Source organism: Neolewinella xylanilytica (genome assembly GCF_002934605.1).
Taxonomy (GTDB): domain Bacteria; phylum Bacteroidota; class Bacteroidia; order Chitinophagales; family Saprospiraceae; genus Neolewinella; species Neolewinella xylanilytica.
On the sequence record NZ_PTJC01000005.1, the window covers coordinates 1,983,684 to 1,996,615 of the forward strand.

Sequence of the window (12,932 nt, forward strand, 5' to 3'; positions counted from 1 at the left end):
CCTTATCCATACCCCCCGAGCCTTCCTACTTCGAGACCACCCGGCGAAGCCGACTAAAAGACTACCCGACTAAAAGACTAAAAGACTACCCGACTAAAAGACTAACGAACTACCCGACTAAAAGACTAAAAGACTACCCCCCCTACCACCCCTCACTAATTCCGCTCTCCCGAAACCCGATCCGCTGCGCCACCGCCCGCAGGGTATCCCCACTATCCAGGTCGAATTCAATGGGTTCCGTATACACGCGCCAACCCTCCCGATCGGCATCTTCGGGCAAGATGCGATAGGCGATCTGGGCGCCGGGGGTCTTGCTTTCCAGAATGAAGCGGCCGATGCTGTCGCGGCGGAGTTGCGGCCGACCGGTGACCGGCATCTCGTCCGCCCCGTTCCAGAACCGTTGTACCATTTCCACTTCCGGTTCGCCGCCGAGGTCACCGACGCGTTGCAGCCAGGCGTCGGTGGCGTTACGCAGTTCGACCAGTTTATCCTGGTATTCCGCGCGGCCAGCCAGGTTTTCCAGTTCGTAGCCGTCGTTCCAGGTGTCGAAGAGTTCCTCCGTGGACTTGCGGTCGCGGAACCACTGCGCCTGGGCGTCGGTGAGGCTCCCCTCGTCGCGTTTACGCAGCAGTTCCTGCATGCTGGCCATCTGTTCGCGGTAGGCGAGGGGGAGGTAGTAGCCACGCTCGGGGTAGTAGTTACGCAAGTACTTGAAGCGGTGGTCGCGGGCGGCGCGGATGCGGTCGTAGTGCTCGTCGAGGCGGTCGCTGGCGCCGAAAACGTACGCCCGTTCATCCGCTTGGTACTCCCCGAAGGTTGCTTGCCCCTGGAGCCATTCCGGAGGCTCGATGCCGGTCATGCTGAACACCGAGGGCGCGAAATCCACGAAACTGAACAGCAGACTGTCAATTTCCCCGGCGCGGCGGTCGTCCGGCCAGGCCACGATCATCGGCACGCGCAGGCCGCTGTCGTAGAGCAATCGCTTCTGCCGGGGCAGGGGCCCGCCGTGGTCGCTGTACCAAAAGATGATGGTGCTGTCGGTGAGTCCGTCGGCCTCCAACTGGTCAAGTAGGAAACCGACCTGCCGGTCCATGATGCGAATGTTGTCGTACACCCGGCGGACGTCCTCCCGCGTGGCTTCGGTATCGGCGAGATAGGGAGGCAGCGGGAAATTGACGTCCGGCGGGATCTGCGGTTCCGGCCGGTCTGCTCCGGTGTATATATCCTCCCAGCCGTAAATGGTCGAGGTGTCGTTCTCGAAGCCCGGGCGGAAGCGCAGGTTACCCTTGCTGGTCTGCCACACCTGGCTTTCGTGGGTGATTTCCAGGTTGAAGATGCTGAAGAAGGGCTGCCCCGGCGGGCGATGGCGCCAGTGGGCGCGCGGGCCGTTCTCGTCCCAGGCGGTTTTGGGGGCCTGGAATTGGTAGTCGGTTTTGGCGTTGTTGGTGGTGAAGTAGCCGTTTTCGCGCAATACCTGCGACATCATTTTGACCTCGGGGTCCACCAGGGCTCCGTAGGCCCCGGGTAATCCGAGTTCGCGAAGCCGCTCTTCGTTGCCCTGGGTGCGCATATGGTGTCCGCCCCCGCTGATCGGGTACACCCCCGTAGCGATGGCAAAGCGGCTGGGCGCGCAGACTCCCGCCACGCTAAAGGTGTTCGGAAAGCGAACGCCCCGGGCGGCCAGGCGGCTGAGGTTGGGTGTCTGGATCGTGCTGTCACCGAAGGCCGCAATGAGGGGACTCATATCCTCGCAGACGATCCAGAGGACGTTCGGGCGCTCCGGGAGCCGAGCGGCTTCGACCTTGGATACGTCCGAATCACCCTGGCAGGTACTTAATAGCAACAGAAGCAGGGCGGCGGGGGCGCAGGAGAATAGCCTGTTCGGAAAGCGCATGGGTGGCAAGCATGATTCCTGGTTAAGGTAATCCGCATTTCCGGGACGGGGTGGTGGTCGGACGAGTAGTGGTCGCGCCAGTTGTGGTCCGACCACTATTCGTCCGACCACTTGACGTACCGACGAGGGTGGGGAAATTAACACTGAGTTAACATGCGAGGCGTAAAGAAGGTGATCGATACCCGCGCCATAAAATCACCAGGCATTGTACGGTACGGCTGTCAATCGCCGCAAAGTCAGCCGGGTATCGCTAATTGGGTGGCCAACAGGATCAGAAACAGCAGCAGGCTCACCCCCAGCACCGCATTCGTCAGCCAGCCGTTATGCAGGGGGCGTACCCAGGCCTTCCGGTTATTCAAATACAAAAGGGTGCCGGCCAGGAAGGGCATGAAGGCGGCCCCCGACACGGCGTAGGCGATGCCGATCCAGGCCGGCTGCTGGTAGATCGTCAGCAGTACGGGCGGTAGGGCGAGATACAGCAGAAAATAGGGGTAGGCGGCGGTTGTCCGCAGGGCGGCGACGGGATTGGGGCCGGCGGCATACCGACGGCGGTAGCGCTGCCAAAGGTCGGCGAAGAGGTAAGGAACTCCGCTCCACACCCCCACCATCGAGGTGAAGACCGCCGCCCAGAAACCGAGCAAGAATACCCAGTAGCCGGCCTCCCCCAGGATGGTAGCCAGCTGTTCCGCAAGGCCGGTCACCATCCGGTAGCCGCCTACGTCCTCCGGGCGGAGCTGGGCGGCGATGACCGTCACCGCGATGCCGAATAGCGCCGTCAGGAAGTAGGCCACGCCCAGGTCGAGGCGCACCCCGCGCAGGGATACCTCGTCCAGCGCCCGCTTTTCCCGCAACCAATACGCGTAGCACATGATGGTGAGCGTACCGCCGACGCCGCCAATCAGGGCCAGACTAAATAGGACGGATTGCCGGTCGGCGGGAAGGGTAGGCAGCAGGACTCCCCGCAGCACCTCCCCGGCCGGGGGAAGTACGGCCACCGCGCAGCCGATCACGATCACGAACATGATGGAGATGACGACTTTCATGGCCACCTCCACACTACAAAAGCCCCCGAAGCGGACTAGCAGCAGGGCCACGACCGAATGCAGCGCCCCCCACACCGCCGTTCCCCCCGCGTCCGACAGGGGGAGGGGCAGCAGGGTATGCGCCACGAGGCCGGTGTAGGAAATGAGGGTGCCGGCCACGAGACACGCCCAGAAGCAGAGGTAAACACCGAAGTAAATTACGAGATAGCGCGGCAGCCGCTCCACCCAACCCTCCAGCAGGGTAGTGCCGGTGGCCAGTTCCCACCGCGCCAGCCCTTCGTTCAGAAAGAACTTCAGCACGGCCCCGACGGCAATGGCCCACAACAGGGTGTATCCGTACCGCGCACCCGCCAGGGCCGAGATGACCAAATCGCCCGCACCGACGCCGGTGGCCGCCACGAGCAGGCCGGCGGAAAGGGTGGGGAGAAGGGGCTTTCCGGACATTACATCGGCATTATTTACACGTCCAGTATCGCCCGCCCCCTCGCACCGATCCGCTCCCGGGTTTCGGGGGTGATGTACCGCTGCTGGTCGATCTGCTGGGGTTGGTCCTTCGTACAGAAATAGCTGTGAATGCTTCGGCGGTCCCGATCGGTATGGTTGGTCGTGCCGCCGTGCCAGACGTGTGAATTGAAGATGACTACGGATCCAACGGGCGCGACGATCAGGATCTCATCCGGGTGCCGGTCCTCGGCATCCCGCATGACGGCTTCGGGCAGGTCCTTCGACCGGTGGGTGCCCGGGACGATCCGGGTGGCGCCGTTGCGTTCGGTGAACTCGTCCAGTAGCCAGATGCTGTTGCACACTTTGAAGGCGTCTTCCGCCACGGCATTTTTATAGTCGACGTGCAGTTTTTGGTGCCCCTTTCCCGGTTTAGCCGCGCGGTAATTCAGGGAGGATAGTTTAAAGTCGGCACCCAGTACCGCCTCGATGCCAGCCAGTACTTTGGGATGGGTGTAACACACGTCGAATACGGGCCCTTTATTGACCAGATCCGCCAACCGATCGGCCCCCTCCTCCTTCGGATGGCGGATATACTTCGAATCCACCAATTCGGCCCCGGCTCGATCGCCTTCGAGCCGCTGTAACTCCGCAATGCGTTCGTTGATCCGATTTACTTCGGTGGGGGTCAGCAGTTGGCCTAGGTTCAGGTAACCGTTGGCGTGTAAAAACGCTGTTTCCGCTTCGGTGAGCATGGCATGACTAGTTGTGAAGGTGGATTGGTTCGGGCTGCGGGTACTATCCAACGGCGAACGCTCCATCCAGCCGGATCTGTAGAAATATCGAAGTATAAACCAGGGTTGCGAAGGAAATATAAGGTTGCTGGTGTAACGGAGTGGCGCTCACCAAAAGAAACCCCCTAAATTATTTCCGCATCCCCGTTCGGCCATTCTTTGGATGCGGCCCGTAGTTACCCGATCCCGGTAGCCCGGGTCCCTTATCGTCGGTTGGGATGTAGCTTTCGGTCGTTGTTTCCATCGCCACCTATGGAACATGCATACGGATCTACATTGACCGGCCGAGCGTGACAGGGCAGGCCGCGCAGCGTGTGATTCGCGGCCAGGCTACTGGGTGGACAGCTGGCAATGGCGCAAGCTAAGGGCGAATTTCAAGTGATCGGTTTCCCTGAATCAACCGCTGTAAGGGCAACCGGATTCTACCACACAGGATACCCGCACGGCGCGTTCATGTGCCTTATGTCCGGAGGCTACGGGAAAAGTGAGATTGGGCCCCGGGAATTCGGCGGTGGCCGTATCGCCTGCCCTATTTCCGCCGGCGTAGTCAGGATGGGCAAATCCGGGATACAAGGATCCGTAGATTGGCATTTCATGCTTGATTTTGTGGGCGTAGGTCACATCGTAGCGGACCCTACGGCGGCCCGACTTCTTGACAAACCGGCTCTACGGATCGGCTGCCCCGAAAAGCATGATCAAGGACCGGAAGCGTAGCGTAACCTTCGGGATCGCGCCCTTGATCGGGTAGTTGCCGGTCGGGATACTATTCTCGTAGACGGTTACTCCGCCGACCACGCTACTGGATCGGTACTTCCCGTTCCGGTCCCCGCGCCTCTGGTTTGACCGGCGCCTGGATGATGAGTATGCCCTCCTCGAACCGGGCGCTGATTGCTTGTTGGTCAACCTGATCGCTGAGTTCGAACCACCGCTCGAACGACTTGACGGGATATTCTTGCAGCATGAAGTCCGGCTCGGGATGCTCGGGTTGGCGGGTTCCGCTGATGTAGATGACGTTATTGGTGAGCGTAATCTGGATGCGATCCTTGGGGAATCCTACGCAGAAGATACGCGCCTCGAAACCGCCATCGGTGTGCTCGATGTTGACCGGTACATTGTGCTTCGGACGGCGAGGACCGTACTGGGGGCGGTGTTGCTTCCTGCCGCGGCCGGGGCCCTGTTGCTGGTGCATGGATTGGTACATGTGCTTTCTTGGTTGGTGGTATGCAGGAAGTCGTTGCGGACGGGCAATTACTTTATTCCGGCCCGAAATAATCGTCATATAATTCCTGGAGCAGGTCCCGAAGCCGCTGCCGGGCATATCCTTTGCGCGAGATGACGGTCTTCAGGGGCACCCCGAGGTCTGCGGCAATCTCGCGAAGGGTTTCGCCCCGTACGGCATTGCGGATAAACACCTCTCGCTGTTTGGCGGGAAGGGTGTCGATGGCCCGGTCGATCTCTTCCCGGAGGTCCCGCGGTGCGCTATAGGGTACATCGGCTACTTCCTCCTGGTCCACTACGGTAGGATCCAGGAAGTCCGGCCGGCTTGATTGACTGCGGAAGCGATCGGTCAGCCGGTTACGGGCAACGCGGTAGAGCCAGGCTCTTGGATTATCCAGTTGCTGGTTTTCCAAGGCGGCGGATAGCGCAGCCCAGACATCCTGTAAGATATCCCGGGCCTCCTCGTCATCGATGCGGGAGTGGACAAACGCCTCCAGCTCCGACCGGTACCGGGCGTAAATTTCCTGCCAGCGAACGGTGGTGGAGTATCGCATTACCTCCGAAGACGTTTGGCAAAGGCGAATACTCGGTACGTTGGGAAAAAAGTTTTCGGGTTCACTTTTCTTCCTGCGCTCCGGCGCACAAATGGGTTGCCGACGGAATTTGAGTGTTATGAAAATGAAGCGACGGGATCCGGTGCGCCAGGTCAAGCTGGTTTTTAATAAAAACCACAAGAAACTGGAGGACGTGCGGGGGGAATTATCGACTTCGGTCCTGGCCGACCGTACCCTCTTCCTGGCCTACGACGAGAGCTCGGCCATCGAGCGGCTCCTGGAGCAGGACGGAGCGTTCACCAAGCACAAAAGCTTCGAACTGGCCGAATTTTTCGATTTGCCCGACGGCGGGGAGGGAGAAATGGACATTGAGGGGCTGGCGTGGGAGGAGCCTTACCTGTGGTTCACCGGGAGCATGTCGCTGAAGCGCAATACCCCGGAAGAAGGGGATGATGACGCAACCGGTGCGGAAAAGCTTCAAACCATCGGCGTGGATAAAAACCGCTTCTCCCTGGGCCGGATTCCTTGCCAATACGACGCGAAAAAGGGGAAGTGGACACCGAAGAAAAAGGTGAAATCGAATGGCGAAGTGTACCGAGCCATGCTCCTGGAGGGCGGGTCCGACAGCACGGTACTGACCGAATTACTCAGTACCGACCCCCACATCAGCCGCTTCATGAACATTCCGTGCAAGGACAATGGCTTCGACATCGAGGGGCTCGCGGTTTTCGCGGGCCGGATCTTTATCGGCTTGCGGGGGCCGGTGATCGGCGGCTGGGCGATCGTCTTGGAATTCGGCGTTCACGAGCACGGCGACTTCCTCCACCTCGACGGCCGGGGCCACCGCGACAAGCCCTACCGCAAGCACTTCCTGAAGCTGGCGGGAATGGGTATCCGGGAGATCAACGTGGAAAATAAAACGGGTGATGTCCTGATCCTGGCCGGACCGACGATGGACCTCGACGGTACCATCAGTGCCTGGTGTATTCGCGGGGGCTTTCCGAAGCGGGAGGTGTCGATATGCCACGAGGCCGAACGATTGTACGACGTGACGTACGGCGGCCAGCATGCCTACGGCAAAGACAAAGCCGAGGGGATGGCCATCATGCGCGACGGCATGCACCTGGTGGTGTACGATAGCCCGCTACCGGACCGGCTGGTGGGGAAGAGCGGGGTCTGGGCGGATGTGTTTCATCCTTAGGAGCCCGCCGGGTTTAGGAGGTTGGCGGTATTGGGAAAGGCATCATATGCTGAATTTTAGTTCCTTCACTCACGTCGCTACCCGGTCGGGCGTCAGGATATGTGAACGGACTAATGCACCTTCCTTTGACCCCTACTTCTCCACATGCCGATCTGATCGATGCCTGCCTGCGGGGAGAGCGGCGGGCGCAGGAACAATTTTACCGGAGCCACTTTCCGAAATTGCTACCCATTTGCCTGCGGTACCTGGGAAACCGGGAGGAGTCGGTGGAAGTCCTGAACCAGGCCATGCTGAAAATCTTCCAATCGCTCGACGGCTACCGGGGAGACGGCTCCTTCGAAGGCTGGCTGGCCACCATCGTACGCAATCACGCCCTGAGCTTTCTGCGCGAGCAGGCGCGCGCCCAGCGCAAGTTGGTGGATAAGACGTTCGTCTGGCCTCCATCGGTACCCAACCGGGCACTGGATCAACTGGCGGTCGAAGATATTCTGAAATTACTCGAGCGCCTGCCGGATCACCTGCGGGTGGTCTTCAGCCTGGTGGTATTCGATGGCTACACCCACGCCGAAGTAGCCGCCGAATTGGAGATCACGGAAACCGCCAGCCGGTGGCGGCTGATGAAGTCGCGGGACCACTTACAGCGCGGCTACCGCGCCACCCACGCCGATAAAACGTCCGAATCATGAGCGCACCCGAGCCCTTTGAAGCACACTGGCGGCGACAACTTGCGGACTATCGGTCCGAAGCTACCGACGCGGATTGGTCCGCCATGGAGCGCCACCTTCCACCCACTCCCGGTGGTCGTTCCGCCTGGCCCTACACCTTGCTGTTAATTGCCGTGGTTGCCCTGGCTGGTTGGGGATTGTTTGCTCCGGCCACCGCCCCCCCACTTTCCTCCTTCCCGGTGGAGGTACCGGCGCCGCTGGGGCCGACCTATAACCGACCTGACCGGGTACCCTCGCTTTTGCCGGCACTGCCCCGGGATGGCATCAGCACCGCAGCGGGTAAGGCCGCGCTATCCCTTCCGGCCTTGCCGACATTGCGCCTTGCTGCTATCGGCTTCGTGGCGGATACGATGCCGGCGAGGCGCTCCGCGCGGCTTGCTTCGGTGGTGACGGAACTCCCTTCACTAGGGATTCCAAAGGTACGGTCATCCTCTCCGGACCATCTCGCTACCATCGGTAAAACGCTGATTGTGGTACCCTACGCTCCGAGCGAAGCAGGTTCCAACCCCCGGTATAACGGACTTTACCCCCGCCTCCGCCAACCTACAAAGGATAACCGATGAAGCTCCTTCGACTCGTACTGTTCACCATGCTATGGACCCCGACACTTACTGGGCAGGATGCCGCCACCGATACCGTGCCGTTTCCAATGCGGCATAACGGTCGCTCTTCCGGCCTCCAGGTGAGCTACGGTCTTAATGCTTACGTTCCCGTCTTCGGCGGAACCACCTTCGGTGCGTCCCTTGACCTCGAAGGGCGCTTCCATCGTAACTTCAGTTTCCTGGCCACGCTGGGTCGTCAGATCGAAACGACCACTGACGTCTGGGGGAACATGCCACTGGATACGATCGGGCCGCCGCTTCCGCCGGCATGGCCGCGGGAACGGGTGGGCTCCGACGTAGGACAGCACCAGCGTTGGACCTATTTGGGCGGCGGTGTCCAGACTAACCTGCGAATCGGCGCCGGGGACTTTTGCCTGGGCGTGCTGCTGACAGTTGGCTTGGATCAATTGCGTCAGTTCATCCCCTACGGTAGCCTTGTCCTTCCTACCGTGATCGATCCGCCAAAACCAAATACCATTGGTGCCCCGCGCGGGCTCTCCGGGGTGGCAACCGTCAACTACCAGCCCCTGATCCGGCTCGGGGGCCGGCTGCAGCTGCACTACACCCGTTGGTTCTCCCGCCACCTTGCCCTGCGGGTTGGTGCCGCGATCGACGGTCGAGGCACCGTCATCTCCGGAACGTACAACGATCGCTCCCCGGAGCGTAGTCGGTACCAAGTGAGCGAGATAAGCTACTCCGAATTGTTCCGCTCAGGGATTGAGAACTATGGTTTACCTATCCCGGAATTCTTCCAAACGTCCGATCCTACTTCCCGACGCGCAGCCGTCTTAGTGAACGTCGGGGTTATCTACAAACCTTCGAAAAATTTACCCGGTGAATAGCTATTGGCTACCATGGCTGCTCCTGCTAGCCCCCGCCCCCTTCGTGGCCCAGATTACGCTCGAACCCTCCACTTCGGCCGGAACGGCCTGGTTCAAAGAGGAGGTAGGAGACAACCGGGGGGCAAAATTTTCCTACGGCCTCGGCTTACATTACGCCTTCAATGATACCGACCGGCGAAGCTTAGGGGTCGAATTCGCCCGGGAGGATTATGGAGGGTTTCATATTCCCCGCAGTTTCTCGCAGATCGTCCCTGCACCCGACGCTACCGGTGAGTTGCGGGCGGTCAGTATGCAGACCAGCTACCAGACACTGGGTGCCTACCGTCTTTCACTGGTGTATCGTGAGGCGCTAAGCCGTACCCTCTCTCGGTTCACCGTAGGCCTGGCCAGCACCCTCGTGCGACTGAAAACCGACGGGGGCGTCATAAACAATGTCGTACAGCAGTCGCTCGATGGCGAGATCGTACCTTATTCCTACTGGCTGCGGGAAAGCGTGAAATTGGAGGAGGGTGTTCTACGGCGAATACTTCGTACGGAAGCACCTATGAAAGAGGACAATCAACTCCACCGCTACCGGTATCAGTATAGCGTAATCGCTTACTACGCATTATCTGCCGACCTAAAGGTTTTTGTGTCTTTCGATTCCACGATCGGAGCGCTCGGCAAGCGGTACGGGCGGGGGGGCAACCAGTTAATGTTAGGAGAAGTAAGAAGCTGGAACCTGGGTTTTTCGGGTTCTATTTTCCAGTGGTGATCATACCGGTCACGGCATCAGGAACGCCACATAATGAAGTGGACTGCTGCCTGACTGAGCCATCACTTTGCCGCAACCCGAAATTTTCGCCCGGGGCTTACCCGTAGGGGTTTCTTCAATTAGGCATCAAAGTCGAATACCGCCTGCCTTCACGTCCGCTTGCCGTGTAACGCGCCTACGACTGGCCAAGGCTATCCAGCGCCGCCCGATTGGGGCACGGTGACCGAAGCGCTTACAGCAGGTTCCAGATGGAAGCTGCCAGGTAGTTCAGGTGCACTATGCTCGAAACCGTCGCCATCTTCGGGCGGGCCGACGAAGAACGAGCGGATAGTTTTAGACCGGACGTTGCCCGCCGCGCGCGGGTGCGCTCGATGTGGCCCGCGCGATAGGAACCGCCGGGGAAGGGGAGTCCGCTGCCAAACCGCCGCGGGCTGAGGTTACCGTAGCGGCCGAATGGAGGAAGATTCAGGGGGTTTGATTTATCGTACGACATATAAAGGGCTAAGCATCAAATTTTTGCCGGGAGTGAAGGCGGATACCACGTAGCTACCGGCGGGTAAGTGGTCGACGGGTAAGTCCAACGTATTCTGTCCGACGTGCCCGCGGTATTCCCGTTCCGCGACTACTTGACCGCCCATTGTCACGAGGCGGAGCGTAACGTCCTTTTCCACGTCGAGGTCGATCGAAAGCTTGGCCAGGTCGCTGGCGGGGTTGGGATAAATATTCAAGTGGGGAGATTCTTGGAGCGCCCTGGTAACGGCAAGTACGCTACTGATGGTGCTGCTCCCATCCAGGTCTTCCGTAACGATCCGGTAGTACGACAAGTCTTCCGGGTAGCGGTCATAGAATTCGTAGTCAAGGATGTCGTCGCTGTTCCCTGCCGCCGGTAAGCTGCAAATAATCTCCCAGTCACCCAGTCCCGTCGTACTCCGTTCTACGTGGTGGTAAGCCGTCTCGTGCTCAAAGGCGGTACTCCACGAAATCAGGTTATAATCCCGGAGGGCTTCCCCGGTGACCAGCAATAGCTCGACTGGGAGTGCCGCCGCATTGTAGGCGGGGTTGCTGGAAATGGTGATATGGTCGATCGGCGTACCGTCTTCGCGCATGGCGAAGGTCAGCTTATGAATGCCGGTCGAAGGGACGTTGATCGTCGGTAGATCCTCGTAGAAGGTCCAGCTGCCTGGTGACAGAACGTTAAATTGCTGTTCCCCCAGCTTTACGTCATTGAATAAGTAGGTGTAAGAATTATCGCTACCGGTGGGCGCTCGGTGCCGGACGTTGAGGTAGTGGATACCGGTTTGTACGAAGTTGATGTCGAACTCCTCAACGGGCGCGTTGTACGACAGCGCTCCGTTCAGCAGGTTATTGACCAGGCCGGGATCTTCCACCTGGGCGTACATTCCGCCGAGGGCGGTGGGATCCGTTTTGACTTCCCAGCCCAGCTGGTTGAACAAACCGATACCGGGCAAGCGGCGGCTCGGCGTCTCCATCGGTAGCTGTACGAGGTGATCGGGAGTATTATCCTGCTGGTAGACCAACCGGGCGGGGAACATCGTCGTAGGGATCGGTCCGGTACCGGTAGGATTGAAATAGGGATCCGTGGTCACTACGATCTTGTCGATCGGCGCGCCGTCACTCCGCATTACCAGACTCAACAGGAAGGTACCGGAAGTCTTGTTCGTGTAGCCAAGATAGTATCCATTCCACCGCCAGCCGGTGGAGTTCGTTAATCCGCGTGCGTACTGATAGGTGCCGCTGTAATCGAGGGCGGTGAAGATGGTGTTGTTCCCGTTAGAAGCCTTGTGCCGGATGAATACGTAGTAGTAATCAGCTTGCGCCACGGTGATCTCGAAATCCAACATCGGCGCGGACCAGATGGAACCGTTCGGAACTTCCACGCCGTTGTTCTCGGTGGCCATATACTGGCCTCCGCTCGCGGTGGGGTCGGAGCGAATGATCCAGGGCTGGCATTCGTAGTCCCGTAAACCGGACATATTGTAGGTGAAATCCTCGGCTTCGATCACCGCGTAGCCTTCACCGGTACGGTAGTCCATGTGGTGCTCGACGCGTTCGTTCATGCCGCGTGTCAGGGAGGTCCCGTCCTCCGTGGCATCGGGGCCGATGCCGGTAAAGGGATAATTGGTGGTCGTACTAATGGCCAACCGATCCAGGTCGAAGCCATCTTCCCGGTGAAAGATCGTGAGGGTATGCACGCCGGTAGTGGGCACGGTAAAGGTGAGGGGGGCCTCGATCCACGTCCAGCCGGTCACGTTCGTGGGCACGTTCCAGTTAGCCTGAAACACCGTGCCGTCGAACGCGGCATGAATGGAATTGTCGCTTCCGTCATCCGCGAAATAGCGGATATAGAAATGGTGGATACCCGTCTTGACGAAGGTGATGTCAAAATCCAGGCGGGCCCCGGCGGGCGGGAGGGTCAGGGCATTCTGGTTGGTAGAATTGACCCGCACGTACCCCCCGTTTCCGGCGTCGTTGGAGGTGTACTCCAGCCAGAGGGCGTTGGCGTCGTGCGTCGGTACCTGGGATGCCAGGCTGCGGGTGGATGCCTCGGCTTCCATTACCGCCAGGCCATCACCACTACTGTCGTCTTGGTAATAGGCGGTAGCGCCACAGCCGGGGGCAACCGAGGCTGCGCCAACGGTAGTTGGCCGTCCGAAGAAAAAGAAACAGATGAGCGTGGCCACGAAGGTGGCCCGGCGGACTATGTCCTGGCGAGTGATCAAGGTTTGCACCTGTATTTGTTTAGTCGCTACCGATGTCCTTCAACTACTAAATAGTGTCGAAAATCAGGCGGTACGAGATAAATAAAGCAGTGTCAAGGGCCTATGATGTCGTAAAGTCAAATG

At 59.5% G+C, this 12,932-nt stretch carries 12 protein-coding genes; 5 read left to right on the forward strand and 7 right to left on the reverse strand.

Features of this window, described 5'->3' with window-relative positions; all coding sequences use genetic code 11:
- Positions 1–142: 142 nt before the first annotated feature.
- The 5 genes from CLV84_RS07690 to CLV84_RS07710 form a co-directional block, all read right to left on the reverse strand.
- Positions 143–1,894: a sulfatase family protein gene (locus tag CLV84_RS07690; RefSeq protein ID WP_104419132.1), complete on the reverse strand. Its 1,752-nt coding sequence runs from the start codon at positions 1,892–1,894 to the stop codon at positions 143–145.
- Between the two features lie 236 nt (positions 1,895–2,130).
- Positions 2,131–3,381, reverse strand: coding sequence for an Nramp family divalent metal transporter (locus CLV84_RS07695; protein ID WP_104419133.1), 1,251 nt, complete (start codon positions 3,379–3,381; stop codon positions 2,131–2,133).
- 14 nt (positions 3,382–3,395) lie between these two features.
- Positions 3,396–4,133, reverse strand: a complete 738-nt coding sequence (locus tag CLV84_RS07700; RefSeq protein WP_104419134.1) for a phytanoyl-CoA dioxygenase family protein — start codon at positions 4,131–4,133, stop codon at positions 3,396–3,398.
- Positions 4,134–4,968: 835 nt separating this feature from the next.
- A complete protein-coding gene (locus CLV84_RS07705; protein ID WP_170067610.1) occupies positions 4,969–5,373 on the reverse strand; it encodes an Hsp20/alpha crystallin family protein in 405 nt (134 codons plus the stop codon).
- A gap of 52 nt (positions 5,374–5,425) precedes the next feature.
- Positions 5,426–5,944 (reverse strand): RNA polymerase sigma factor, encoded by a 519-nt coding sequence (locus tag CLV84_RS07710; RefSeq protein ID WP_104419136.1) that lies wholly within the window; start codon positions 5,942–5,944, stop codon positions 5,426–5,428.
- A 118-nt stretch (positions 5,945–6,062) separates the two neighbouring features.
- Here CLV84_RS07710 and CLV84_RS07715 point away from each other — a divergent pair, with 118 nt between their 5' ends.
- The 5 genes from CLV84_RS07715 to CLV84_RS07730 all read left to right on the forward strand — a co-directional run bounded on the left by CLV84_RS07715 (position 6,063) and on the right by CLV84_RS07730 (position 10,068).
- A complete protein-coding gene (locus CLV84_RS07715; protein WP_170067611.1) occupies positions 6,063–7,145 on the forward strand; it encodes a DUF3616 domain-containing protein in 1,083 nt (360 codons plus the stop codon).
- A gap of 113 nt (positions 7,146–7,258) precedes the next feature.
- A complete protein-coding gene (locus tag CLV84_RS07720) occupies positions 7,259–7,831 on the forward strand; it encodes an RNA polymerase sigma factor (protein WP_104419138.1) in 573 nt (190 codons plus the stop codon).
- The gene (locus tag CLV84_RS21490) at positions 7,828–8,433 is read left to right on the forward strand and encodes a hypothetical protein (protein ID WP_146088749.1); all 606 of its coding nucleotides are present in this window, start codon (positions 7,828–7,830) and stop codon (positions 8,431–8,433) included. The genes CLV84_RS07720 and CLV84_RS21490 overlap by 4 nt, the downstream gene beginning before the upstream one ends.
- A complete protein-coding gene (locus CLV84_RS07725; protein ID WP_104419139.1) occupies positions 8,430–9,314 on the forward strand; it encodes a hypothetical protein in 885 nt (294 codons plus the stop codon). The genes CLV84_RS21490 and CLV84_RS07725 overlap by 4 nt, the downstream gene beginning before the upstream one ends.
- On the forward strand, positions 9,307–10,068 hold the full coding sequence (locus CLV84_RS07730; protein WP_104419140.1) for a hypothetical protein: 762 nt from the start codon (positions 9,307–9,309) through the stop codon (positions 10,066–10,068). The genes CLV84_RS07725 and CLV84_RS07730 overlap by 8 nt, the downstream gene beginning before the upstream one ends.
- A 232-nt stretch (positions 10,069–10,300) precedes the next feature.
- Here the strand turns inward: CLV84_RS07730 and CLV84_RS07735 are convergent, their stop codons facing one another.
- Both CLV84_RS07735 and CLV84_RS07740 read right to left on the reverse strand, forming a co-directional pair.
- Positions 10,301–10,561, reverse strand: coding sequence for a hypothetical protein (locus CLV84_RS07735; protein WP_104419141.1), 261 nt, complete (start codon positions 10,559–10,561; stop codon positions 10,301–10,303).
- Entirely contained in the window at positions 10,548–12,818 is a 2,271-nt protein-coding gene (locus CLV84_RS07740; RefSeq protein WP_104419142.1) for a T9SS type A sorting domain-containing protein, read from the reverse strand. Before CLV84_RS07740 ends, CLV84_RS07735 begins: the two co-directional genes overlap by 14 nt.
- Between the last annotated feature and the right edge of the window lie 114 nt (positions 12,819–12,932).